22 protein-coding genes are annotated in these 25,487 nt (G+C 55.7%); 10 read left to right on the plus strand and 12 right to left on the minus strand.

All coding sequences use genetic code 11. The annotated features are described in order from the left end of the window. Positions 1-80: 80 nt before the first annotated feature. Complete coding sequence (locus tag ABNV41_RS05875) at positions 81-410, plus strand: septum formation initiator family protein (RefSeq protein ID WP_006115173.1); 330 nt, start codon at positions 81-83, stop codon at positions 408-410. 114 nt (positions 411-524) lie between these two features. On the opposite strand, the gene rpmG is transcribed toward ABNV41_RS05875, so the two are convergent. After that, on the minus strand, positions 525-692 hold the full coding sequence (gene rpmG / locus ABNV41_RS05880; protein WP_003623017.1) for a 50S ribosomal protein L33: 168 nt from the start codon (positions 690-692) through the stop codon (positions 525-527). A gap of 69 nt (positions 693-761) precedes the next feature. On the opposite strand from rpmG, the gene ABNV41_RS05885 reads away from it, so the two are divergent. Together ABNV41_RS05885 and lexA are read left to right on the plus strand one after the other, a co-directional pair. Then, positions 762-2,036 (plus strand): molybdopterin molybdotransferase MoeA, encoded by a 1,275-nt coding sequence (locus ABNV41_RS05885; protein WP_080986782.1) that lies wholly within the window; start codon positions 762-764, stop codon positions 2,034-2,036. Positions 2,037-2,122: 86 nt separating this feature from the next. Further along, positions 2,123-2,773: a transcriptional repressor LexA gene (lexA, locus tag ABNV41_RS05890; protein WP_050819669.1), complete on the plus strand. Its 651-nt coding sequence runs from the start codon at positions 2,123-2,125 to the stop codon at positions 2,771-2,773. A 49-nt stretch (positions 2,774-2,822) separates the two neighbouring features. Here lexA and bioD read toward each other — a convergent pair whose 3' ends face one another. From bioD to ABNV41_RS05905, 3 genes are read right to left on the minus strand one after another with little or no spacing between them, the layout of a single operon-like run. Next, positions 2,823-4,217: a dethiobiotin synthase gene (gene bioD, locus ABNV41_RS05895; RefSeq protein WP_050819668.1), complete on the minus strand. Its 1,395-nt coding sequence runs from the start codon at positions 4,215-4,217 to the stop codon at positions 2,823-2,825. Further along, positions 4,214-4,906 carry an alpha/beta fold hydrolase gene (locus ABNV41_RS05900; RefSeq protein WP_050819667.1) on the minus strand — a complete coding sequence of 231 codons (693 nt, stop codon included), beginning with the start codon at positions 4,904-4,906 and terminating at the stop codon, positions 4,214-4,216. The genes bioD and ABNV41_RS05900 overlap by 4 nt, the downstream gene beginning before the upstream one ends. Continuing rightward, positions 4,906-6,087 carry an 8-amino-7-oxononanoate synthase gene (locus ABNV41_RS05905; RefSeq protein WP_050819666.1) on the minus strand — a complete coding sequence of 394 codons (1,182 nt, stop codon included), beginning with the start codon at positions 6,085-6,087 and terminating at the stop codon, positions 4,906-4,908. The genes ABNV41_RS05900 and ABNV41_RS05905 overlap by 1 nt, the downstream gene beginning before the upstream one ends. 56 nt (positions 6,088-6,143) lie before the next feature. Between ABNV41_RS05905 and ABNV41_RS05910 the strand changes: the two genes are divergently transcribed. Further along, on the plus strand, positions 6,144-7,427 hold the full coding sequence (locus ABNV41_RS05910; protein ID WP_050819665.1) for an adenosylmethionine--8-amino-7-oxononanoate transaminase: 1,284 nt from the start codon (positions 6,144-6,146) through the stop codon (positions 7,425-7,427). A 12-nt stretch (positions 7,428-7,439) separates the two neighbouring features. Here ABNV41_RS05910 and ABNV41_RS05915 read toward each other — a convergent pair whose 3' ends face one another. The 6 genes from ABNV41_RS05915 to ABNV41_RS05940 form a co-directional block, all read right to left on the minus strand. Continuing rightward, positions 7,440-7,910: a molybdenum cofactor biosynthesis protein MoaE gene (locus ABNV41_RS05915; protein ID WP_050819664.1), complete on the minus strand. Its 471-nt coding sequence runs from the start codon at positions 7,908-7,910 to the stop codon at positions 7,440-7,442. Between the two features lie 5 nt (positions 7,911-7,915). Beyond that, complete coding sequence (gene moaD, locus ABNV41_RS05920) at positions 7,916-8,179, minus strand: molybdopterin converting factor subunit 1 (protein WP_050819663.1); 264 nt, start codon at positions 8,177-8,179, stop codon at positions 7,916-7,918. A 63-nt stretch (positions 8,180-8,242) separates the two neighbouring features. Then, positions 8,243-8,770 (minus strand): hypothetical protein, encoded by a 528-nt coding sequence (locus tag ABNV41_RS05925; RefSeq protein ID WP_050819662.1) that lies wholly within the window; start codon positions 8,768-8,770, stop codon positions 8,243-8,245. Between the two features lie 185 nt (positions 8,771-8,955). Further along, positions 8,956-9,525, minus strand: coding sequence for a CDP-diacylglycerol--glycerol-3-phosphate 3-phosphatidyltransferase (gene pgsA, locus ABNV41_RS05930; protein ID WP_050819661.1), 570 nt, complete (start codon positions 9,523-9,525; stop codon positions 8,956-8,958). 102 nt (positions 9,526-9,627) lie between these two features. After that, positions 9,628-11,541, minus strand: coding sequence for an excinuclease ABC subunit UvrC (gene uvrC / locus ABNV41_RS05935; RefSeq protein ID WP_349935063.1), 1,914 nt, complete (start codon positions 11,539-11,541; stop codon positions 9,628-9,630). Positions 11,542-11,798: 257 nt separating this feature from the next. Further along, positions 11,799-12,860: a dipeptidase gene (locus tag ABNV41_RS05940; RefSeq protein WP_050819659.1), complete on the minus strand. Its 1,062-nt coding sequence runs from the start codon at positions 12,858-12,860 to the stop codon at positions 11,799-11,801. 105 nt (positions 12,861-12,965) lie between these two features. On the opposite strand from ABNV41_RS05940, the gene ABNV41_RS05945 reads away from it, so the two are divergent. Continuing rightward, on the plus strand, positions 12,966-13,778 hold the full coding sequence (locus ABNV41_RS05945) for an exodeoxyribonuclease III (RefSeq protein ID WP_050819658.1): 813 nt from the start codon (positions 12,966-12,968) through the stop codon (positions 13,776-13,778). Between the two features lie 54 nt (positions 13,779-13,832). Here ABNV41_RS05945 and ABNV41_RS05950 read toward each other — a convergent pair whose 3' ends face one another. Together ABNV41_RS05950 and ABNV41_RS05955 are read right to left on the minus strand one after the other, a co-directional pair. Beyond that, a complete protein-coding gene (locus ABNV41_RS05950) occupies positions 13,833-18,062 on the minus strand; it encodes a translocation/assembly module TamB domain-containing protein (RefSeq protein WP_349935064.1) in 4,230 nt (1,409 codons plus the stop codon). After that, on the minus strand, positions 18,062-19,990 hold the full coding sequence (locus tag ABNV41_RS05955) for an autotransporter assembly complex family protein (RefSeq protein WP_050819656.1): 1,929 nt from the start codon (positions 19,988-19,990) through the stop codon (positions 18,062-18,064). The genes ABNV41_RS05950 and ABNV41_RS05955 overlap by 1 nt, the downstream gene beginning before the upstream one ends. A 252-nt stretch (positions 19,991-20,242) precedes the next feature. On the opposite strand from ABNV41_RS05955, the gene ABNV41_RS05960 reads away from it, so the two are divergent. The 5 genes from ABNV41_RS05960 (at position 20,243) to ABNV41_RS05980 (ending at position 25,470) form a co-directional block, all read left to right on the plus strand. Further along, on the plus strand, positions 20,243-21,334 hold the full coding sequence (locus ABNV41_RS05960) for a 1-acyl-sn-glycerol-3-phosphate acyltransferase (RefSeq protein WP_050819655.1): 1,092 nt from the start codon (positions 20,243-20,245) through the stop codon (positions 21,332-21,334). Between the two features lie 171 nt (positions 21,335-21,505). Next, complete coding sequence (miaB, locus tag ABNV41_RS05965; RefSeq protein ID WP_050819654.1) at positions 21,506-22,924, plus strand: tRNA (N6-isopentenyl adenosine(37)-C2)-methylthiotransferase MiaB; 1,419 nt, start codon at positions 21,506-21,508, stop codon at positions 22,922-22,924. Next, the gene (locus ABNV41_RS05970) at positions 22,909-24,006 is read left to right on the plus strand and encodes a PhoH family protein (RefSeq protein ID WP_196332544.1); all 1,098 of its coding nucleotides are present in this window, start codon (positions 22,909-22,911) and stop codon (positions 24,004-24,006) included. The genes miaB and ABNV41_RS05970 overlap by 16 nt, the downstream gene beginning before the upstream one ends. Before the next feature lie 16 nt (positions 24,007-24,022). Then, positions 24,023-24,529: an rRNA maturation RNase YbeY gene (gene ybeY, locus ABNV41_RS05975; protein WP_003622984.1), complete on the plus strand. Its 507-nt coding sequence runs from the start codon at positions 24,023-24,025 to the stop codon at positions 24,527-24,529. Further along, positions 24,526-25,470: a hemolysin family protein gene (locus ABNV41_RS05980; RefSeq protein ID WP_050819653.1), complete on the plus strand. Its 945-nt coding sequence runs from the start codon at positions 24,526-24,528 to the stop codon at positions 25,468-25,470. The genes ybeY and ABNV41_RS05980 overlap by 4 nt, the downstream gene beginning before the upstream one ends. Positions 25,471-25,487 lie beyond the last annotated feature (17 nt).

Raw genomic sequence — 25,487 nt, forward strand, 5'->3', positions numbered from 1 at the left:
ACACTTCATGGTTTAGACAGAAAGACAGACCCAGAGGTGCAGGCTAAACTGCACAGAACCAGAAAAAAGGCAGCGCCAGAGTGCAGATCGGTCGTTTCATTCGTCGCACAGTGCGGGCGGTTGTGCCTCCTTTGGTTTTTCTTGGCATTGCAGGCTATTTTGGCTGGAACGCAACGCAGGGTGATCACGGTATTCAGGCTTACAAGCAGCAATTGGGGCTGCTGGAACAGGCCAAACAATCCAAACAGGATGCCATTGCCGAGCAGGCCGCATGGCACCGCCGCGTAAACGGCCTGCGTGAACAATCTCTGGATACAGATATTCTGGATGAACGCGCCCGCGCCATGCTGAACATGGCAGACCGGAATGATATTGTTGTACCCTACGATAGGCGAGACCCGCTGTTTTAAGCGCCTCCCCTTAATATCTGTGCCGGATAACGTATTCTTCCGGCACAATCAGGCATAAAAAAAACGGCGCCCGAAAGCGCCGTTTTTTCGTATCCACATTCCGAAGAATGCAGATTATTTGATCTTGGCTTCGCGGAACACGACGTGCTTACGAGCAACCGGGTCGTACTTCTTCAGTTCCATTTTACCGGTGTGCGCACGAGCATTTTTCTTGGTCACGTAGAAGTAACCGGTGTCCGCCGTGGAGACGAGACGGATCTTGATAACGTTGGTCTTGGCCATGACTTCCTCAGCAGAGCATGATGTACGGAGCCGCATAAACGGCACCGACGGTGTTCAAGTGCCGGCAAAATGCGCATACAAGTGCAAAAGGTCAAGTATTCTTGCATCAAAGCGGTGCAACAGGCCAAAAAAGGAGGAATTTTTATGCTGGATGTGGCTGTTGCGCGCGCCCGAATTCTTGAAAACCTAAAAACATGCGGGCAGGAAATTGTGCCGCTTTCGCAGGCATGTGGCCGCGTGCTGGCCCAGCCCATTCATGCTCGCACGGCCAACCCACCGGTTTCTGTTTCTGCAATGGATGGATATGCCGCAAAAGCGGAAGATGCGCTGGAAGGCGCGGTTTTGCGCATTGTGGGCGAAGCCCCCGCAGGCCACCCATGCACTCTTACAGTGCAGAAGGGGGAATGTGTGCGGCTGTTTACCGGCGCGCAAATTCCCGCTGGCGCAGATGCCATTATCATTCAGGAAAACGTGCAGCGTGAAGGTGATCACGCCAAGCTGACGGCCCCGGCACGCCAAGGGCAGTATATTCGCCAGCAGGGGCAGGATTTTCAGAAAAACGATGAGTTGTTGCCAGCTGGGCGCAGACTCGGCCCACGAGATATCGGGCTGGCCGCTGCGAGCGGGCATGTGTGGCTTACGGTTTCGCGCCGCCCACGCGTAGGTATTCTGGCCACGGGTGATGAAATTATCCTGCCCGGAGACCCCGCCCCGGCGGATGGCATTTTCAATTCCGCCACCTTCATGGTGGCTGCCCTCCTGCAACAGCAGGGCGCAGAAACCATTATGCTCCCCATTGCGCGCGACAATATGGAAAGCCTGACAACCCAGTTCCGCCAAGCTGCCACGCTGGATATGCTGGTGAGCATTGGTGGTGCAAGCGTGGGAGATTACGATCTGGTACGCCCTGCTCTGGCCGAAATCGGGCTAAAGCAGGATTTCTGGAAAATTGCCATGCGCCCCGGCAAACCGCTTATGTCTGGTCGGCTGGGTAATACGCCCATTATTGGCCTGCCCGGTAACCCCGTGGCCGCCATGGTGTGCTCCATTGTGTTTGTAACACCTGCCCTGCACGCTCTTATGGGGCTACCCGTTGGCGATGAGCTCCAGACAGAACCCGCCATTCTGGGCTGTGATGTGAAAGAAAACGATGCCCGGCAGGATTTTTTACGCGCAACACTTGCGCCCTCCCCGCAAGGCGCTGTACCTGTGGCCACGCCTTTTTCCCGGCAGGATTCAGCACAGCTGAACATTCTCAAGCAAAGCCAGGTTTTGGTAATGCGTGCCCCCTTTGCTCCGGCACAAAAAGCAGGCACACCCTGCCAGATAATCCGCCTGCCCTGATCGCTCCCTTGACATAAAAAGAGAACTTATGTAGAACAATCGCAAGATTTTCTTTTCATTACGACAGCCGCTTTTTGAGGTGCGATATGCTGACGCGCAAACAGCACAAACTCCTGCTTTTTATTGATTCGCACCTCAAACAAACAGGTTTCTCACCTTCCTTTGATGAAATGCGTGAGGCTATGGGCCTGCGCTCCAAATCTGGCATTCACCGGCTTATTTCCGGGCTGGAAGAACGCGGGTTCTTGCGCCGTCATCACCATCGGGCGCGGGCGCTGGAAGTTATTCAACTGCCAGAAATGCAGGAACTGCCACCCAACGTGGTGCGTGCCAGCTTTACGCGCCCCAAAGCCGAAACAGTACGAATCCCGCTTTATGGGCGCATTGCCGCAGGCCTACCCATAGAAGCCGTGCCTGATACCTCCCATGCGCTCACGGTTCCTGCCGAAATGCTGGGCAGCGGTGATTACTACGCGTTGGAAGTAGCCGGAGATTCCATGGTGGATGCTGGCATTCTGGATGGTGACAACGTCATTATCCGCCGCACAGATCAAGCCGAAAATGGGCAGATTGTGGTGGCGCTGATTGATGAGCATGAAGTTACGCTCAAACGCCTGCGCCGCAAGGGCAACATGATTGCGCTAGAACCTGCCAATTCCAGCTACGAAACCCGTATTGTTCCGGCTGAAAAGCTGCGTATTCAGGGCTGCTTGGCTGGGTTGATCCGTCAATATTAAGTCAAATACCTGCGGGGCAAAACTTACCCTGCAGGTATCTGTTTTTCTATTATGGATAAATGTCTTCCCATTGCGGGAAAAGCTTTGCCAGTTCAGACACCACATCTGGTGTAATTTCCGCACAAAACGGCACTTCTGCCAGAATACGCACCCTGCCTTTTTGCGCGATTGTCTCACGGTTTTCTGCATTCAGTGGGCCACTTAGCACCACACCAGCCACGGCAATGTGCCGGGCACGCAAAGCTTCCAAGCTCAACAAAGTATGGTTAAGCGTGCCAAGCCCACTCCGCGCCACCAGCACTACGGGCAAGCCCCAGCGTTGGGCCAGATCAATCATCATCAGGTCTGGCGTTGCAGGCACCATCAGGCCGCCTGCGCCTTCTACAACCAGCGGCTTATCTGCTTCACCTTGTGGCAGCGCCAGTTGGGCGGGATCAACCTGCACACCCTCTGCACACGCTGCAGCATCGGGAGAAAGGGGCGCAAGAAAAGCCCCAGCGGGTGTGAAGCAAGGCGGATCTCCGGCAAGGTGCTTAACTGTAGGGGTATCCCCTTCCTCATCCGCCAAACCGCTTTGCAAGGGCTTCCAATAAGCCCCCTGCCAGCGCCGCACCAAACAGGCGGAAACCAGTGTTTTGCCAATGCCAGTATCGGTGCCCGTTACAAATACGCCTTTACGTGGTGGCTTACGGAAACAGGCATATCCAACACGCCATGTAATGGCGCATCCTGTTTGCTGAAACCGCAAAGCAACGCGGCGCAAATATGTAGAAGATAACGGCACAGCGCCATCGCGCGGGACAGATGCACCTGTAGCCTTCAGATGCCTTACAAAATCCAGCCCATCAGCAAAAGCCTGCACAATATCCTGCTCTGCCCAACCACCAGAAAACGCAGGCGGGCACCAACTTTGTACAGCGGCTAATTCTGGGTAAACCGGAGTTGCCGCCTGTTGTCCTTCTTGCTCACAGGCCTGCTGCCATTCAGCAAAAGTGCCATCCAGCAACGTAGAAACCGCAAGCACACCACCCGAAGCCAGAAGCTCTGCAAGAGTGCGCAAAACCTTTGCGGGTTCTGGCAACCATTGCATAATCAGATTGCCGCAAATCAGATCAAATGGGCCGTTCACATCTGGCGTGGTCGCGTCCATCTGATGGTAGGAAACACTTTCCCCTAACCGGCTTTGTGCGCGCGCCAGCATATTTGGCGCAAAATCCGTTGCCAGAATATCTGCATCAGGCCAGCAAGCGCGCAGATGTTCGGTTAGCAACCCAGTGCCGCAACCAATTTCCAAAATACGCAGGGGCTTTTTGCCATCCATGCTGGTGTGTATGCGCTGGAACAGTTCACGCGCTGCCACACGTTGCACCGTGGCAGCTTGATCATACTTTTCGGCGGCATCAAAACTTTGGCAAATACGCACAGCGCGGGTGGGTGTTTTCATGGCTGTTGTTCCATCCTGTTGCGCAGCGTTTCCAAAAAGCGGGCACATTCGACCGGGTGCGTTTGAGGCAACAAATGCCCTCCGTTTTCCACCCATTTTATATGTGCAGGAGCAGGAAAAGAGGCTTTAGTCATACTGGGTGAGGCAATGTCATCCTGCAGCCCTGCCAACACATCTAATGAGCCATATGGCAAATCTGCCCGCACATCTTCTGTGCGCAGAATATCCAGCCCATGCGCCAGTTCTTCTGGCTGGCAGCGTGTGGCAGAAACAGGCGATGTTCCACAGCGCTGGCGGAAATCATTTACCACCGCAGCAGGTTCTCGCCCCAAGCCGCGTATCATGCGTTGCACAATACGTGGCGCCACACCTTCAGAAAAACCTTCTCGGCTGGCAAAACAGGCAAACGTGTTGATACCTGCAAACTGGCTCCCTGCTGGCAAAACGCCCTGCCTACGTTGCATCATCAGCCACATAAACCCGAGGGAATGGCCAATCCCCAATATGGGCTGCTGTTTTTGGCATATATCATCCAGCGTAATCGCTTTTGTAACACCGCTCGCCTCTGGCTTTAAAAAACCGAGGTCCAACGTTACTGCATCTGCCCAGTTCAGTTGCGCAAGCACGGGCTGCCAGAACTCCGGCCCAAATGCCCAGCCGTGTACAAACACAGGTAAGAGCCGCGCCATTACGCCAAACCTTTGCTTGCATGTATGAACGTATCAGCCAGCGCTTCCATTTGCGCCCATGTATGGTTGGCATGAAAAACCACCCGCAAACGGCAGCCGCCTGGTGGCACCGTGGGGGGACGAATAGCCACGGCCAGAAAACCAGCCTCTAACATCTTCTGCGCCAGAGTGCGCGCCTGTGGCTCCTGCCCTACCAGAATGGGCACAATCTGAGTGCTGGATGGCCCTGTATCCTGCCCCGCATCGTGCATTTTCTGGCGAAAGCTGGCGGCAAGTGCGGCAACATGCGCGCGCTGGGCATCCATTTGCGGCAGCAAATCAAGTGCGGCATCAACAGCCCCCAACACCAAAGGAGAAGGCGCTGTAGAATAGATAAAGCCAGAAGCTGCGTTATCGAGCCATCTGCATAGCCCTTCGGAGGCAGCAATAAATGCCCCCATACTGCCCAAGGCCTTGCTGAAGGTGCCTATCACCACATCGGCTAGCCCATTTACCAACCCGGCACCTTCTGGCCCCAATATGCCGGTTGCGTGGGCTTCATCCACACATAGCAGAGCGTCATATTTTTGGGTGACCTCATGCAGCGCAGCAATATCCGCCACATCGCCATCCATGCTGAACACGCTTTCTGTCAGCACAATACGTAGGCCGGTGCCTTCGGTTTTCTGAAGCAGGCTTTCAAGATGCGCCACATCATTATGGCGGAACCGAATCGGGCGTATACCAGCCGCTGCACAACCATGATACAGGCTGGCATGGATAAGCTTATCCGTCAGAACAATGGCAGGTGCCCCACATATCTGCACAGAAAGCCGTGCCAAAGCTGGCACTAGGGAGGCATTGGCCTGCCAGCCGGAAGAAAACAAACGTGCCGTCTGCATGTGCTTTAGCCGCGCCACACGTTTTTCCAGCATACAAGCCTGCGAGGATGTGCCCGTTACCAACCGGGAGGCACCGCTGCCGCTGCCTTCTGCCTGTGCCCAAGAACACGCGCGCTCACGCAACAAGGGATGCATACGCAGGCCCAGATAATCGTTGGACGAAAAATCTGTGACCACAACGCCATCTGAACGTTTGAGCAGCGCCCCCCCGGCATATTGCCATTGCTGACAGGTGCGCAAACGCCCCTGAGCAGACAGATCTGCCAGCCCCTTCTGGAAAAGATTATCAAACCGCGTCATGTAACATGTGGTGCCGCAGCCTGAAGGGCGGGTCAATCATCTACAGGGAACATTCCATGACAGAAGCTTCCGGCTCATCTCTATCTTCCATGCCGGAATGGTACACGCAGGGCCTGCCCCATATCTGGCTACCTTATAGCCAGATGAAAACAGCCCCGGCGCCACTTGCCGCCGTACGCACGCACAACACACGCATTACCCTAACCGATGGCCGGGAACTGGTAGATGGCGTGGCCGCGTGGTGGACAGCCTGCCACGGCTATAATCACCCTCATATTCGCCAGGCTATATGCCAGCAGATGGAAACCATGCCACACGTGATGTTTGGCGGCATGGTGCACGAACCCGCTTTGCGGCTGGCCAGCAGATTATGCGCCATGTTGCCGGGAGATCTGGAACGAGTGTTTTTTACGGATTCAGGCTCGGTTTCCGTAGAAGTGGCCATGAAAATGGCCATTCAGTACCGCCTGAACAAAGGGCAGACCAAACGCACCAAGATGCTGGCCTTCCGTGGTGGCTATCATGGGGACACACTGGCCACGATGTCTGTTTGTGACCCGGAAGAAGGCATGCACCATCTGTACGGTTCTGCCCTGATGGAGCACGTGATCTCTCCGCTGCCAGTCGATGAAGCCAGCACCGCTGTATTTCTAAATCTGCTGGCCAAACATGCGCACGAACTTGCCGCCATTATAACCGAGCCTTTGGTTCAGGGTGCTGGCGGCATGCTGTTTCATGCCCCGCAAACACTGCGCACTTTGCGCAAAGCTGCGGATGACCACGATGTGCTGCTGATTTTAGATGAAATCTTTACCGGCTTTGGTCGCACCGGCACCATGTTTGCCTGCGAACAGGCTGGTATTGTGCCCGATATTATCACGCTTTCCAAAGCGCTTACAGGCGGCACCATGGCTCTTGCCGCTACAGTAGCGCGGCGGCATGTGTTCGAGGCTTTCCTTTCTGATAACCCCGAACACGCGCTGATGCACGGGCCAACCTTTATGGCCAACCCGCTGGCTTGCGCCTGCGCCAATGCCTCGCTTGATCTGTTTGAAACCGAGCCCCGCCTTCAGCAAGTAAAAGATATCAACACGTTTCTGACTGAGGCGCTGGAACCCTGCCGCACCCTGCCCGGCGTAAAGGATGTACGCACACTTGGAGCTATTGGCGTTGTGGAACTGGAAAAGATCAATAACCCGGATGCATTGCGGCAGCGTTTTATTGCCGAGGGCGTATGGATACGCCCCTTCCGCAATATTGTTTACCTAACACCTGCGTTTACCATTGAAAAACAGGATTTACGCAAACTAACAGATGCCATTTACAAAGTATTATCCTGAAAAACCGTAAGATCAGGAAGATGAAGGCGCTGTGTGCATCCATGCAGCTGCAGCGTGTTCATCTTCTTCCCGCGCATCCACCCATGCCGTATGGCCGTTGGCGAATTCTTCTTTTTTCCAGAACGGCGCGCCGGTTTTAAGCCGATCGATCAAGAACGATGTGGCCGAAAGTGCCGCAGCCCGATGTGCTGCAGCAGTGCCCACCAGCACAATAGGCGCACCCACTTCTAACCTGCCAACCCTGTGTATGAGCGTACATCCAAGCAGATTGAAGCGCTGCATGGCTTCCTGCGCAAGCTGGTTAAGGATTGTTTCTGTCATGCCCGGATAATGTTCCAGCGTCAGGCTCAGCAAACCATCTCCGCCACGCACCTGCCCTATAAACAGGCCCATACCGCCAACTTGTTCAGAAAGGCTGGAAAGGCGCGCGGTTTCAGCCCCTGTATCAAAAGCTGCCTGCTGCACCAAAACACGAACAGACATGCGTATCAGCCGCCTGTCATGGGAGGGAAAAACGCAAGCTCATCACCAGCTTGCACACAGGTATCAAACCCACCCAACTTTTGGTTGATGGCAACACGAATGCGCGGTGTGGCGGCAAACACCTCATCCAGCTTTGCATCATGCTGGCGCAACTCCTGCACCAACGCCGCAACAGGCATAGTATTGGATGGCAGCGTAACCCGCTGGCTTTCACGCCCCAATTGCTCACGCAGGGCGGCAAAATAAAGAATATTTACGGAGCCTGTCATGGCCTGCCTGCCGTGGTTTGAGTTTTCAGCCGCTTCATCCGCTACGCTCAAACAGCGTAAGCGTTAATGATGCACGGTGGAACGATTATCCTTGATGGTGCTAACGGATCCATCTGGCTGGATCAAGGTAATGGTGCCGTCATCATTCGGAATTTCGATGGGTGCACCTACACCACGATGCGCCCCGTATTTGCTGGAAACATCCGGCTCTACATCTGGCAGCTTACCCGCTGTACCACCCCCAATAACACCGTGGCGAATATCTTCTTTTTCGCCAATGCTCATTTCCTCACCATCAGGAAGCTGGGGGCCATTCGCCGCCTCTCCACCCAGCACAGTACCTGCGCGGTCTTTTTCAACATCTTCCAGCGTAGGCAGTGGCGTTGGAGGGCCGGGCCACATATTGCCACCTTCTGGCAGAATGGGAATATCTACAGCAGATTGCCCCCTGATCCGCCGCATATTAAGGTCTTCCCCCGATGGGGCATTGGGGTTTTCGCCCGGAAGCGTTGCTGTATCCGATACAAACTTGTCAAAGCCTGCACATCCGCTCACGATCATACATAAACCTAGAAGAGCGGCTTTTCGCATGCCCTGACTCCGCAATCATCATCTTTCAATAGCAGGCGAATCATTTCCTGCCTGCGATTGCGGCCCTTTAGAACCGCACCTCATGCTAAATAACGGTTTATCCACCAGACACAAGGCGATGCGGCAAAATGAAGTTATTTTTCTGGAATAGATGCAGCGTATTACTAAAATAGTAACGAAGTTTTTTACATTTCAACATGGCGCAAACCGGTTGTTAAATAATCCCAGCCGGTTATCAATGTAAGCACCGCAGAAATCCAAAGTAATACAGCACCAATAAGCGCAACTGGCAGCCACGGCATACCCAGTAAAGCGCCAGTTCCATCACCCGCCAGCAAAAAGCCAATGGCTGTCATCTGGAAGCCGGTTTTCCATTTTGCCAAACGGGTTACGGGCAGGCGCGCATGCCGCTCTGCCAGATATTCCCGCATGCCGGAAACCAGAATTTCACGGCACAGAATAATAATGGCTGGCCATAGCCCCTGATAAGGCAGACGCGCAAAACCAGCCAGCACCATCAGGCATGCCCCAACCAGCAGTTTATCTGCAATGGAATCAAACATGCGCCCGAAATCTGACATCTGATGGCGTGAACGCGCCAGCTTGCCATCAAAATAATCGGTTATTCCCGCCAGAATGAACAGCAGACACGCCAAGGCATCTGTACGCGGGCTTCCCCATGCAGCCAGAGTGACCACTATGGGTATGGCTACAATACGCGAAATTGTCAGGACATTCGGCAGATCTGTCAGCATTGCGGAATATAGTAACCTATTTCCTGCACTGCTGGAATGGCTTATGCTATCGCAAAGGTGTCAGGCACCCAGAATTCTTGTGCAATGCTCATATGCCAATGCTCATTCTGGTGTCCAGTCTAGGTGAAAATGGCCGTAAATGGCCCGTGCAGTTTCTCGGCTGATACCGGGTGCGGCTTCCAGTTCTGCCAAACCGGCCTGTTTGATCGCACGTGCTGAACCAAATGTGTTCAACAGCAGCTTTTTACGCGCCGGCCCAATACCGGGCACATCATCCAGTTCGGATTTCACCAACGTTTTGGATCTGCCAGACCTATGGGTGGTAATGGCAAACCGGTGCGCCTCATCACGCAGCCGCTGTAGATAGTACAGTACAGGGTCGCGCAAATCGAGCTGGAACGGCTCCTTGTCCTCTGTATAGAACCATTCCTTCCCGGCATCACGGTCTGGCCCCTTGGCAATGCCCACAAGCTTTACGCCTGTTACGCCCAGATCATCCAGCACACTGCGCACGGCAGAATATTGCCCGGCACCACCATCAATCAGCAGCACATCGGGCCAGTTGGAAGTATCCCCCTCTTCCGCTTCTTTCAAAGCGCGGCCAAAGCGGCGCTCCAGCACTTCGCGCATCATGCCAAAGTCATCCCCCGGTGTAACGGGGCCTTTGATCTTGAACTTGCGATACGCCTTGCGGTTAAAGCCCTCTGGCCCACCCACAATCATTACACCATAGGCGTGCGAGCCCTGAATATGGCTGTTATCATACACTTCTATGCGTTCTGGCGGCGCATCCAGCCCCAGAACATCTGCCACGCCTTGCAGCAATTTGGCCTGCCCTGCGGTTTCTGCCAGCTTGCGGCTTAACGCATCTCGCGCGTTGGTTACCGCATGATCAAGCACCTGCTTTTTCTCACCCCGCTGTGGTGTCAGAATTTCTACCTTGCGGCCACGCCGGAGAGAAAGCGCCTCTGTCAGCAGCAAAGATTCCGGCAGTTCATAATTCACCAAAATCTGGGCCGGGCATGGCTTGTCATCATAAAACTGCGCGATAAAGGCAGAAAGCACATCTGCGGGTGCGGCATCCTGCGTATGGGCCGGAAAGAATGAGCGGCTGCCATTATTGCGACCACCGCGAATGAAAAACACCTGAATACAGGCGTGTCCGGCCTCCTGCCACAATGCCAGCACATCTGCATCCTGCAGAGATGCCGGGTTGATCACGCTGGATTCCTGCATCTGTGCCAGCGCACGAATACGATCTCGCAGCACGGCCGCACGCTCAAAATCCAGCGCTTCTGCGGCGGCATTCATTTCCTGCCCCAAGGTTTCGCGCAGCGCCGTATCCTTGCCAGACAGGAAATCCCGCGCCTGTTCTACCAGTTGCCCATAGGATTGCTGATCTATCCGGTCCACACATGGGCCAGAACAGCGTTTGATTTGATAAAGCAGGCATGGACGGGTGCGGGCGTTAAAAACCGCATCTGTGCAGGAGCGCAGCAGAAAAACACGCTGGATCAGGTTGAGCGTCTGGTTAACAGCCCAAGCCGAAGCAAACGGCCCCCACAGGCTGGCCCCTTTAACGGCCTTGCCGCGGTGCTTGGCAATTTGCGGGAACGCATGTGCATCTGTCAGCATCAGCCACGGGTAGCTTTTGTCATCCCGCAGCAGAATGTTGAAGCGCGGCTTCATGCGCTTGATGTAGTTGGCCTCCAGCAGCAGCGCTTCCGCTTCCGTGTGGGTGGTCACAATTTCCATTGCCACCGTTTCGGAAACCATACGCCGCAGCCGTTCGGACAGGCGGTTGATAAGGGTGTACGATGTTACCCGCTTTTTAAGCGCTAAAGCCTTGCCAACGTACAGCACCTCTCCCTTAGCCCCGAGCATACGGTACACGCCGGGTGAAAGCGGCATGGTTTTAAGCGCATGCCGAATGGCCTCCACCCCTTTTACAGCAGGGGCTGCCTGTTCCTGCGCCACAGGCAGGGTGTCTGAAGGGGTAGAATCAGCTGTCATCATACGCTCTTGGTCGAAAGGGAAATTTCATCCACCGTTTTTGTGGATAACTCTGTGGAACAGCTGGGGCTGACTCATCATAAACCGCAGAAAGTCGGCCCTTTCAACAGATTGCACAGTTTTTGGTCATTCCCGCCAACTCACTGATTTCAAAAGATTTAATGTGTTGCGGTTTTTTGACACCCTGCGGTTTTTGAACTTTTTGTTGAAAATACGCGATGTCAAGACAGGAAGTGGACAATTTTTGCAGTTTTTTGTTCTCATGCAATCCTGCTTTGTTCTGCCACCTGTTCCGCCTTTTCCAACACACGTAGGAAGTTTTCTCCCCAGAAGGCCGCAATTTCACTTTTGTCATAACCACGGCGCATCAACTCGGCAGTGATGTTCACACCCTGCGTGGCATTCTGCCAGTCTTCCAGCGCGCCACCACCATCAAAATCTGAGGAAATACCTACGTATTCTGGACCCAGCCTGCGCACCACGTAATCAATATGGTCCACCAGATCGGCTACAAAACCCTGCCGTTTGCCTTCCTCCGGCTTGGGCTTCAAAAATGCGGGCATGGCTGTAATCTGGATAACACCACCACTTTCCTTCAGCGCATCTAACTGCTCATCATCCAGATTGCGCGGGTGATCACAAAGCGTGCGCACGCAGGAGTGACTGGCCACAACAGGGGTGGCAGAAACCTGAACAGCCTGAAGCATGGTTTGTTTGGATGAGTGAGATACATCCACCACAATGCCAAGGCGGTTCATTTCAGCAATCGCTTCACGCCCAAGGGCGGAAAGGCCGTGGTGGCGCTGTAGTGTATCCCCCAGACTTGGGCGATGAATGGCCGCATCTGCCAGAGCGTTATGGCCATTATGAGTTAAGGTAACATACCGCGCGCCTTTGGCCCGAAACCGCTTGAGCAATGCGGGGTCATCCCCCATGCCGTAGCCATTTTCCACTGCCGGAACAACAACCAGCACACCTTCCTCAAACGCAGCACGCATATCCGCCACAGTGGAGCATACACGTACGCTTATGCCATGATGAGTGCCCTGCATGCGGCCTATGGCATCCAGCATGGCCAAGCACTGCTGCTGCGCCTGTGTATGCCCTTCGCGGTCTATAGCTGCCTGAGCAATATATGCCACAAAGCACCCGGCAGACATGCCGCCCTGCTGCATTTTTGGCAGATCTACTCGCCTGTCTGCCGTATTCTCAAACGCATCATTCCGATCAGGCCACGGAATATCGATATGGCTATCCAGAGTGAACAAGGCACGGTGCAGCGCAACTGCATCCGCAGATACGGAAGAAGGTTGGGTTGTCATAATCTAAAAAATGGCCCTGTTACATGAAATTACAAGGGAACAGCCGGGTTCCATCTGCCCCACTTATGCGCCTGTTTTTGCTTGCCCTGCAAACTGCAATCCGTCATGCCACGGCACATGCGATTAGTAACATGGAACATCAATTCCCTCCGCCTGCGCCTGCCTCTGCTTGAAAAGCTGGTGCGGCATCTCGCCCCAGATGTTGTGTGCCTACAGGAAACCAAGGTGCCAGACCCTTTGTTTCCCGAAGATGGCGTAAAGGCTCTGGGTTTTGAGCACCTGCATTATCGGGGCATGAAAGGCTATAATGGTGTGGCCATTCTTTCTCGCCATCCGTTAAAGCCCGTCACGCAAACGCCAGTATGGTATGGCAAGGAAGATTGCCGCCACGTGGCCGCCACCGTATGTGCGCCAGAAGGCGAAGTGGAACTGCACGATTTTTACATTCCTGCAGGTGGGGATGAGCCAGACCCGGAAACCAACCCCAAATTTGCCCACAAACTGGCGTTTGTTGAGGAAGTGACCGAGTGGTTTCAGTCTCGCCCTCTCAACCGCACAGTGCTGGTGGGAGACTTCAACATCGCACCACTTGAGCACGATGTATGGAGCCACAAGCAGCTTCTTAAAATTGTCAGCCACACCCCACCGGAAACAGAGCGCCTAAACCGCTGGCTGCAAACCGGCTTTGTGGACGCCATGCGCCATTTTGTACCAGCAGACGAAAAACTTTATACGTGGTGGTCTTACCGCAACCGGGACTGGAAAAAATCCAACCGCGGCCGCCGTCTGGACCACGTATGGATGACGCCTGACCTTCTGCCCAACCTACACGGCATGACGGTTGTGCGTGAGGCGCGAGATTGGGAAAGCCCCTCCGACCATGTGCCGGTCGTGGTGGATTTCAGCCTTTCAGACTAACGCACGGTTTGAGGCGCTCTTTTTCACGAGCGCCTCAAACTCTCGTCTCACCGTTTAATAACGATACTGCCACAACAGCCCAACACTACTGCCCGGATCATTTTCCGGGGTAGTAAAGCCGGTGACTGTACCGCCTGTGCCCACTGTTGTGTTCAGCTTGAGGTGCTTTGTTAGATCAACCTGCACCTGCGCCTGCGTGCCAGAACCAGATGTGGCCTGCTTGGCACCTACGTAAACGCCTTTCATCACGTATTTGCCGGCTTCAACGCTGGTGCCACCATTCCCCACGCCGGAACCGCCGCCAATGGCCAAGCGGTCCAGATGCAGGGTTTTGCGGATGGTGCCCATGGGGTCAAACGGCGTAAGCCCTGTAAGTGTGGCCAGTGCTGTGCCAAGTTCCACCATCTGCGTGGAGGAAAGGGAGTGCGCATCTGTGCCAAATAGCAGCATAGCCAGAACCTGATCCTGCGGCAGGGGCGGCATGGATTCAAATGTAATCTTGGGTGCACTGGCATAACCGCCCACCTTGAGCATGGCCGTTTGGCCCTGCACGGCACGGTCGGCTTCAAAGTCCAACGTAGGGTCCAGTTTATGGCCAACGCCAGAGCCATTAAAGGCTACCCGCCCCTTGGTGAAGTTGAGCGAAATACCGGCCAGATCAAAATTGCCGCGCTTGAGGTCAAACCCGCCGCTTACAAGTGGGGCCTGCGTTGTGCCGCCTACTTTCAGCCTACCGGCCATTTCTGCATCAAGGCCATGCCCGCGCACAAAGAATTTGCCCGGTGATGTGACATTCAGGTTCAACCCTATCACGGCAGACTTTGTGCTTTCCGCTTTGGCTGCTTCCGCCTGTTTTTGCTCATCACCGGGGCGCACAACATCCAACCGCGCTACGGAAGATGGCAAGGAATTGGGAATGTTAATTTCCACACGCCGCAAATCCACCGTGCCATCAACATCCATACGGGTTTGCACCTGCCCCTTTACGGCAATATCCGCGTTCATCACCGCGGTTAACAGGTCACTGGAAATGGGCCGGGCATCATGGGCCTGCAAGTGAATATCCAGTGGCATGCCGGGGGAGCCTATGCCCACAAATCCGGTTACGCCCAAGCTGCCATCACCTGCCTTGGCCGTAAGGTTCTGAATAACAACCCTATCGTTCTCCCCCACCACGCGGCCATTGATATTGGCCAAATGGAAGCCTTGGGCAAAATCCTGCACATCGGCATCGCGCAGATCCACCGTGCCAGTTACGCGGGGGGAGGACATAGTGCCTGCAACCAGCAGCGCCATTTGGGCTTGCCCCAACGCCTGCCGCGCCTGTGCCCCTAGAATGCCATTGGCAATACTTAAATCCAGATTGCCATTCACGCGCAGGTTCATTGGCCCGGTTTTGTTCAGCGGGGCCGTGCCAGCCACATTCATGTTCAGCTTGGGGCCTGCACCGGCTGCCACCTGCACTTTGGCAGAACTACCTGCCAGATTGGCAGCCGCATCTACATGCAACGGCGGAATGGAAGCCGCTGCAGAACTGCCAGCCATGCGCAAATCTCGCCCGGTCAGCTTCACCTGCCCTTGGGGGGCATTTAGCGTTCCCGCCACCTTGGCCTGAACAGAAACCGTGCCAGATGCCTTGAAATCTGGCGCAAATGGATGTGCCAGCGCGGGCGTTACATTGCGAATGTCCGCCGTAACGGCCAAAGAGGGTTTGATCTTGCCAGCAACATCAATGGTGGCAGGCTGGCTGCCAGCGGTTACCAACGTGGCCCGCAGCCGATCAACCCCCATAGTATCCCCGAATGAGACCAGCGCAGGCGCCAAAAGGCGCAGTGTTTCCTGCTTGGCGGTAGCATTCAGCCGCTGCACTTTCACCTGCTTGGCAGGCAGGTTCAACAGGGCTGCAGTATCCAGCATCAACGGGCTGCCAGACCAGCTTGCTGGGCCCACCTGCGCTGTTAGCGCCATAGCGTTATCCGGCCCCTTGGCGCTCAAGCGCGCCTGCCCGGTTACGCCAGAAGCAGAAAGACCACCCAGTTTAAGCGTAAGATCAGCATTGGGATGAGCCGCCGGGTCTTTTACCGTGCCTGCCAGAGCCAGAGAGCCAATTTTTACGCTGGGCATGGCCACGTTGCCATCCAGCTTAAGGGCAACTTGAGGTTTATCCGCCACCTGCGTGGTTTTAACCGAGGCCGCCAGCGCGCCAGAAATAGCCTGCCCGATAAGCGGGCGAAAATCTGCCAAGCGCCCCACCTTGAGGTCCAGCGTGCCCAGCGGCACCACCTCCCCTGTGGGGAGAGAAAGCTGCCCCTGCCCGGCCACGCTATTCCATGACAGTTTGCGAATATCAACCTGCCTGTCACCCTGTGCGCTTTGGGCCAAAGCCACATCCAATAGCAATGGCGCGCGGTTAAGCGTGCCATGTGCCTGCACTGTGCCTTCTGGCGCTGTGGGCAAATGTTGTACATTGGCGTCCAGCTCTATTGGGCCGCGCGGCATGGTGGCGGTACCGGGGTCTCCCTTCGCATGGAGAGTGGCGGCAAAATCCTGCATCGGGCCTTTGGCCTGCAAGGCCAGCGTAAGCGCCCCACGCAGGGAAGGTAACGCCCGCGCCAGATCTGTTAGGCCCAGGTCAAACGCCAGATCCATATCCCGGCCTGTATTCACCTGCCCGCCACCTTTAAGGTTCAGGGCGCGGCCATCTACACTCAGATTTTGCAGGTCAATCTGCTTGGCCGCTGGCTGTTTATCCTGCGCAGCCAAGGGCCGCATGGTGGCCGTAAGGGCAAATTTGCCATCCGGCCCAATCAACCCCGCTGCCTGGGGCTGTCCACCCGTAATGGCCAGCGTGCCATCTGCTGTAAGATGTGTATCTCCCTCCGGCTTTGCGGGAAGGTCAAACTGCGCGTTCATGCCTGCACTGCCGCGCAAAGGCGTGCCCGCCATTTCACCAAACGGCAGCAAATCTGGCAGCTTTAACGCCACCGTGCCGCGCTGCGGAGCGGCAGACTGCACATTGCCAGAGAGATTTAATAAAGGGTGAGAAAGCGTAAAGGCCAGCGGTTTTCCCGGTTTTTGTGGCTCCAACTGCGCATCAAGCTGCAACGGCGCAGAGGCCAGCAGCGTTGGAGCCTTACCCGGCAGGCGCACGCCATCTGCCGTTGCCACCACATGCAGCAAATTTGCCATATCGGCACTGCCGTTCTCACCCGAGAACTGCACTTTCAGCGTGCCCACACCTGCCCCGGATGCGGCGAGCTGATCCACCTGCACCTGCGCTGTGCCCAGCGGTGCGGCCATTTTACCGTGCAACTGCGCCCCTAAATGAATGCCCCCCCATGCCAGATCGGGCGAAAGGGACATGGCTGGCGCATCCACCCCGGCATTCAGGTTGCCCAGCTTTTCGGCCAGCAGGTCCAGCACGCCATCTGCATGGGCTTTTATATCCCCCGCAGATGCAGCAAACCCCAGCACAGCGGCAGATGGTGGGCCATTGATATCCAGCTTGAGCGCCAACGGCACCAATTGCGGCATTTTCAGGCGCGTGGCGGCAAAACCATCCGTGCCCTCGCTGGCATCCAGATGCAGGCCCAGCTTGCCTTTGCCTGTGGTGGTTGCCAGATCAATCTGTCCGGCAGCATCCAGCCTTTTCAGGTGCAGGGCAATATCCGCCCCCGGCAGAGAAGGCAGGCTTAGCCCATTGATAACCGGATCAATATTCGAAATTCTGCCACGCCCGGCCAAAGCAAAACTGGCAGGAGAGCCCGCAAGCGCCGCCCCCACATTAATACGCCCCACCGCAAGCTTACGAATATCCACGCCCAGATGCAGCGCAGAAGGTGAGCTTTTAGAAGGTGTCGCGGGCTTGGCCGGATCAGACACTGGCAGACGCGGAATATCCAGCTCATCTGCCGTAACAGCGTAAATACGTGCCGTACGCCCGATTATAGCCAGAGGTGACCAGTTAAGCGCCACGTTATGCAGTGTAAGCCAAGCACCCTGCTTATCGCGAATTTCCAGCGTATTCAGCCGAAAGTTATCTGGAAAGCGCCCAGACATACCCGTAAGCCCGATCATCCCCCCCGTAAGAGAGGATGTCTGATGCATGAGCATCTTGCGCCCCGGGCCGGTATTGGCCCCCACCAGCAAAACAGCCACGGCAAGGCCGGTAATCCCAACCAGAGAACCGCCGGTTATAAGGGCAATACGCCCCACACGCCGCCAGAGTGGGCGGGCAGGTTTATCTGGTGTGCGCGGCAGAATGGGTTCTGGCGTATCGGCCATTAGAATGTCTCCCCAAGGCCGATATACAGATCCCACTTATCCCCACGTGGGGCGCGGTTAAGGGGTACGGCAACATCCAGCCGAATGGGGCCAATAGGCGTATAATACCGCACGCCACCACCGGTGCCCACACGCAGCTTGCCCGTAAATGGCAAACTGCTGCTGCCAACCTGACCGGCATCTATAAATCCGGCCATACCCACATTGCCTATAATCCTTTGGCGGAACTCGGCGCTCCCGGCATCCAGAGAGGTTCCACCAATAGCATAGCGTGTGTTTTTATACTGTGGCCCCACGCCCTGCCAGCGGAAGCCGCGCACCGTGGAACTCCCCCCTGCATACAGGCGCTGATCTGGCGGAATATCCCACGTGCTGGCGCCCTGAATACTGCCAACCATGCCGCGGAAAGCCAGAACACTGTTGCCCGGCTTGCTAATGCCCAGATGGTGCAGGTCAAAATAGGTAGAGGCCGTGCCGTTCAGGATGGCAAAAAACGAGGTGCCACTGCCTTTGTTGCCCAAGGAAACAGAAGGCGTAATGCTCATGCTGGCGCGTACGCCGTGCGTTGCAGGCTCAATAGGGTTACCCACGCCGGTATTATCAAACATGACGGAAAGCGGGGCAGAAATAATGGTGTAATCACGCGTTACATCAAACTGTTCGATCTTTTCCTGCTCGGCCATCAATCCAAAACTGCCATTCCAGTTTTTGGCCAACGGGCGCGTAATACCACCGCGGATCAAAAACGCCGTCTGCCGGTAAGACCAGAACAACTGCCGCAGCCCTTCAATACGTGCGCTCAAATTCTGATTGCGTTGCAGAAAATCGGGTTTGAAGAAATCTGCATACACATCATACCCCAACCCTTGCTGGGCAGAGCCGCCAAGGCCGGTAATCAGTGCGGTAAGGCGCAGGCGCTCTGCATTGCCCAGCAGGTTATAATGTGTCCATGATCCACCAGCACGGGCACCCAAATCTGTGGAATACCCCCCTTCCGCCGCTACGGAATGGCGCTTGGCTTCCTTAAAGCTGAAATCAAGCGGCATGGTGCCATCCACTGCGTAGGTGGAGGCATCCTGCACCGTTACGTTGGAAAACACCCCAACGGAGGCCAGATCCTGCCGTGCGTTTTCAATTTTAGAGGGCTGATAAAGCTGCCCTTCCTGTACTGTCATACGGCGGTGCACGAACTTTTCATGCACCTGCTTCAGGCCGGTTGTGTCTATCTTGCCAATATTTAGCACCGGGCCCGGCGTTACGGGGTAGGTAATGTTCAGCGTATGTGTGGTGGGCTCCAGATAGGCTTTGGGTTTTTCCACCGTGGCAAGAGCGTGCCCATCTTCACGCAGGGCGTCCATCAGGTTACTGCCACCATCCAGCACCGTTTTGGCAACCGCAGGCTGGCCCGGCGCAAGGCCAAAGGCTTTTTTCTGAGCATCTGTCAAAACAGGCGGTTTGCCAGTTTTATCATCCACCAGTGTAACGGTGCCCAGATGAAACAGTGGGCCTTTATCCACCTTCACCTCGGCCTGAATTTTCTCACCCGATGGCACGGATTCGATCCATTGTGAAAGAGCGGGAGACATCCCGTCCATCTTCACGGCATCCTTGCCGCCATTCCGGCTGAGGGTGATATGCACCGTGCCTGCGTAATAGCCGCAACTTTCCAGCGCGGTGCGCAGGCGGTCATACTCATTCCGCACACGCCCGGCCAACGCAAACGGCCCCACCGCATGCGTGGACTGGAGAGACTGGAGATCGGACGAGCTTTTGATAGCCGTATCCAGATCAGCCTCTCCCGTAGGCACCAGCTTGGTGGTGTAAGGCTGTGGGTCTGCCGCCCAGGACCAAGACAGGCAGGACGATGCACCCCACAAGGCGGCACCAGCCAGAACACGATTCGCAGTGAGAGCAAGCCTGTTCAGCATGTTGTTCTTGCGTGTCCTCACTAAAATCTGCCTGCACCTATTTGCCAAAGTTCTGCTTACAAACCCTTTTATGCACATACCATGACAAAAATGCGGTGCCGAAGCCGAAAACAGCTTCTGTTACGCTTAAATTGGCTGATGGATTGTCCAGCCGCCTAAAATCGCGGTAAGAGAGCGCATGCTTTTTCATTCCATCTGCGCCGCTGCCGGGCGCGTTTGTCCGACAGAGCTGTGTCTGGCAGAAATGAAACGATGACACCACGCCCGTCTGACCAAACCCGCCCCCCCTATGCTTCCCCCAAAAAGAAGCCCAATGGCCTTTCCCCTTTACCTGCGTGGGTGGAAGCCTATTTCCGCCGTACGGCAGATTTAAGGGCGGCCCTGCGCCTTGGTGCGCTGGTTGTCTGGGTGCCACTTTCTGTTGGTTTTGAAGCGTGCTTGCTGCTTGTGCCCGGTACGCCCAAAATCCGCTGGACACGTGTGATCTGGGGCGTGCTGTGCCGTATTATCGGGTTGCAGATCCATGTTGTGGGCCAACGCGTGGGCACGGTGGGTGGCCTAAAGGCCCGCCAGCGGGGTGAACGGCCCGTTATCTATATTTGCAACCATATGTCTTGGTTGGATGTGCCGGTGCTGGGCACCATTCTGCCCTCCGTGTTTGTGGCCAAGGGTGATATTGAAAAATGGCCCATCATGGGCTTGGTCTCCCAAATCGGGCGTACCATTTTTGTCAGCCGTCAGCGCAGCACCACCGGGCGTGAGCGTGATGAAATGATCCGCCGCATGGTGGAAGGGGATAATCTTGTCCTGTTCCCGGAAGGCACATCGTCCGATGGTTCGCGCGTGTTGCCGTTCATGTCCGCCTTTTTTGCCATCGCAAAACTGCCACGGCTGAAGGAAGGCATGGATAAAAGCCTTCTGCCCATCACGTTTGAACCGGGCATGACGCCTCTTATCCAGCCCGTATCCCTTGTGTATGACCGGTTGGAAGATCTGCCTATTTCCCGCCTCCGCCGCCCTGTGTTTTCATGGTACGGTGATATGGACCTTGGCCCCCATGTATGGGCCTTGCTGAAGTGGAAGCGCTCCCGCGCAACCGTGTTGCTACACGAACCGCTGGACCCAGATATGTTCCCCAGCCGCAAGGCTTTGGCACAGGCTGCATGGAAGGCCGTTTCCATAGGTGCGGCAGAACTGCGCCAGAACCGCAAGCCTACGGTTATAAAAGGCCGGTTTAACCCCGCCACCCTGCCCGCCAATTTTCTGCCGCCTTCTGTCAAGAAAGCCAAAAGGATACTTGACAGAACCGCCTCCTTTTTTGCTTCAATACGTATAAGACTTTAGGCAGCAAAACGGGTGGCTATTGCAGGCCACCAAACCCATAAGGAACATTCGGTCTGTTAAGCGCCAGAATACTTTTTGGCCGTTCTGACATCTCCACTATTCTCGCCTTGGTGAGAAAAGAGGCTTGACCTGCACGCGCTCTGGCCCGATTTCCTCCACCTGCCGCATGGAATGGGCCAGCGGCATAGCGGAGCGCCTGCCATCATGACCGGAACCCCAGCCAACACATCCCCTGCCCGTGGCCTGCACGTTATTACGTGGGGTTGCCAGATGAATGTGTATGATAGTGCACGTATGGGGGATGTTCTGCGGCCACTCGGCTATCAGCCAGTTGCCACACCAGATGCGGCAGACATGATTATCCTGAACACCTGCCACATTCGGGACAAAGCGGCAGAAAAAGTATTTTCAGAACTCGGCCGCCTACGCAAAATCAAGGAAGCGCGCGAAACAGCCGGGCAGCAAACCATTATTGCCGTGGCCGGATGCGTGGCGCAGGCCGAGGGGCAGGAAATTCTTGCCCGTGCACCGTATGTAGATATTGTGCTGGGGCCGCAAACCTATCACCGCCTGCCAGAAATGGTGGCCCGTGCAGCGCGTGCCGGTGGCGCCGTTATTGAAACGGATTTTCCCGCAGAACAGAAATTCGATTTTCTGCCAGAAGCAGAAGCCCCACAAACCGCAGGCAATTACACGGCTTTCCTGACCATTCAGGAAGGGTGCGATAAATTCTGCTCCTTCTGCGTGGTGCCTTACACGCGCGGGGCAGAAAGCAGTCGCCCAGTGCTTTCCGTGCTGGCAGAAGCACGCCGGATGGTGGAAAGCGGTGTAAAGGACATCAGCCTGCTGGGGCAGAACGTGAATGCCTATCATGGTGAAGGGCCGGATGGCTCCACATGGGGTTTGGCCCAACTGGCCTATGAGCTTGCCAAACTGCCCGGCCTTTCGCGCATCCGTTACATGACATCCCACCCGCGAGATATGGATGATGCGCTGATAGCCGCCCACCGTGATCTGCCGCAGCTTATGCCCTTCCTACATCTGCCGGTTCAGGCTGGGTCTGACCGTATCCTGCGTGCCATGAACCGTGGCCATACGGCAGATGAGTATCGGGATATCGTGCGCCGCCTGCGTGAAGTCCGGCCTGATCTTGCTCTTTCATCCGACTTTATTGTGGGCCACCCCGGTGAAACGGATGAGGACTTTGAAGCCACCATGCAGCTTGTGCGTGATGTTGGCTTTGCGCTGGCTTATTCCTTCAAATACTCCCCTCGCCCCGGCACCCCCGCCGCAGGTGCTGGCATGCAGGTGCCTGAGGATATGAAGGACGCCCGCCTGCAAGCCTTGCAGGCCCTGCTGCGTGAACAGCAGGATGCCTTTAATGCAACACTTGTGGGTAAAACCATTCCTGTTCTGTTTACCTCAGAAGGACGGAAACCGGGGCAGATTGCCGGACGTTCTCCGTGGTTGCAGCCTGTGCATGTTTCTGGGCCCAAGCATCTGATTGGCAAGGAACTGCCCGTGCGTATTGTTGAACGCCTGACCAACTCCCTGTCCGGCGTTTTAGAAGAGGAGTGTGTGTCCGCTTGAGTAGCACGCGTATTTCCGCCTCACCCCGCATGGCTGCAGAAATGCCCCATGCCTCTGCTACCCTGCAGTTTGAAGATAACACCCTTCTGGCGCGCCTTGTGGGAGACCACGACAAGCACCTGCGCTGCCTGGAAGAAGGTTTGGAAGTGGAGGTTGCCCGGCGCGGCAACCGCATTTCCATCCAAGGTGTGCCTGAACAAACGGCCCGCACACGTGCGGTGCTGAGCGTGCTGTACCAAAAACTGGCAGCAGGCGAAAACGTGGATATCAGCAGCATAGAGGCCGCCATACGCATGTCCCGCCCGCCCCAGAACACCACCAGCATTCTTTCCAACGCCCCGCAGGCTGCCCCGGAAATAGAAGGCGATCTGCCCGTTATCCGTATGCGGCATGGCAATATCGAGCCCCGCTCCCCCGGTCAGGCCGCGTATATGAAAGCACTGGCCAAAAAGGAGCTGGTGTTTGGTATTGGCCCTGCCGGCACGGGCAAAACCTATCTGGCCGTAGCGCAGGCTGTGGCCATGATGCAGGCTGGCTCCATTGATCGGATTATTCTCTCCCGCCCTGCAGTAGAAGCCGGTGAGCGCTTGGGCTTTTTGCCCGGAGATATGAAAGACAAGATCGACCCCTACCTGCGCCCGCTATACGATGCCCTTTATGATATGCTGCCGGGGGATCAGGTCGTGCGGCGCATGGCATCGGGGGATATTGAGGTTGCGCCGCTAGCCTTTATGCGTGGGCGCACGCTTTCTCATGCATTTGTTATTCTGGATGAAGCCCAGAACACCACCATCGCGCAGATGAAAATGTTTCTGACCCGCCTTGGCCCCGGCTCCCGCATGGTGGTGACGGGTGATCTCACACAGATCGACCTGCCAGCAGGCACCACCTCCGGCCTGCGTGATGCGGTGGAAACGCTTGAAAACGTCAAGGGAATTACCATTTCCCGCTTTGATTCAACAGATGTGGTGCGGCATAAGCTAGTCGCCCGCATTATTGAAGCCTATGATGCAAAGGCGACGGCTGTAAGGGAACCCTCCCGTAGCAAGGGCCGTCAGGAGAAAAATGGAACCGCCAAGTAGCCCCGCCCATATCCCTATGCAGGATATGGATGCCCCAGAAAAAAGCCTGCCTTTTCAGGCTGTTTTTTCCGATGAGCAGAACGAAGGCCCTGAAATCCTTATCCGGGATAGGCGCTGGCGCTCTTATGTGCACAACCCGGAACAGCTGGTTTGGCGCGCCTTGGCAGCTTGTTCAGAATATGGCGGCCTGCCCGATACTGTTGTGCTTGCAACAGATCGGGAGGTGCGCGAACTGAACGGCCGCCACCGTGGCAAGCACCGCCCCACCAATGTGCTGACGTTTGAACCTCCGCCCGGCATTACCGGTGGAGACATTATTCTGGCGCTGGAAACCGTGGTGCGCGAAGCCCGCAAAGCCGGCAAACCTGTTGCAGACCATCTTGCGCATCTGGTCATTCACGGCAGCCTGCATCTGGCCGGGTATGACCACCACCACCCCGGTGAAGCGCGCGAAATGGAAATGCTGGAATCCCGCCTGCTTTCGCGGCTCAGGGTTCCCAACCCTTGGAAGCCCCGATCATGAGCGAACACGATTCCTCCTCAGACAAACAGGAAGCCAGCAGTCGCGGCCTGTTTTCCTTTTTCCACCGCAAAAAACATCAGACCGATCTGCGCAGCTCCATTGCTGCACTTGTGCAGCAGGCTGCGGATGAGCCTGAAGAATCTGCCACGGGTGAAAAACCGGAGCTAGACAGGCAGGAACGCGCGCTTATTGCCAACGTGCTGCGCCTGCGCAACATTTCGGCAGATGATGTAATGGTGCCCCGCGCCGATATTGTGGCCATGCCGGTTTCCATCAGTCTGGATGAAGCGCTGGCCATGATGCGGCGGGAAAACCATTCCCGCATGCCGGTGTATCGCGATCAGTTGGATGATATCGTTGGCATGATCCATGTGAAGGATCTGATTGCCTATGTTGGCACCAGCGAGGCCTTTAATCTGGAAGTGCTTTTGCGCCAACCACTGATGATTGCGCCGCAAATTCCGGTGCTGGACCTGCTGTTGCAGATGCGCCAGCGCCAGACCCACATGGCGCTGGTAATTGATGAATACGGCGGCATTGATGGTTTGGTAACCATTGAAGATCTGATTGAAACCATTGTGGGTGACATTTCGGATGAGCATGATGAGCCCGCTATTGTCATGATCACCCCGCGCCCCGATGGATCTTTCGATATAGATGCGCGCTGCCCGATTGAAGAATTTGAAAAAGCCATCGGCCCCATTCTGACAGACAGTGAGAGAGAGGCCGAAATTGAAACCGTTGGCGGCCTTGTGTTCCGCATGGCTGGGCATGTGCCCACCCGTGGTGAAGTGCTAACGCATGAAAATGGCTATCTCTTCCGCGTGCTGGATGCAGATGCCCGGCATATCCGCCGTGTGCGCGTGCGCAAGCTGGCCGAGCAGTCTGCAACACCCACTCCGGCCGAAACATCTGCTGCCACGGATAAATCTGTGGGTTGACGGCAGAGCAAATCTGC

Origin of the sequence: Acetobacter sp. A11-2 (assembly GCF_040208445.1) — a bacterium.
Lineage (GTDB): Bacteria > Pseudomonadota > Alphaproteobacteria > Acetobacterales > Acetobacteraceae > Acetobacter > Acetobacter oryzoeni.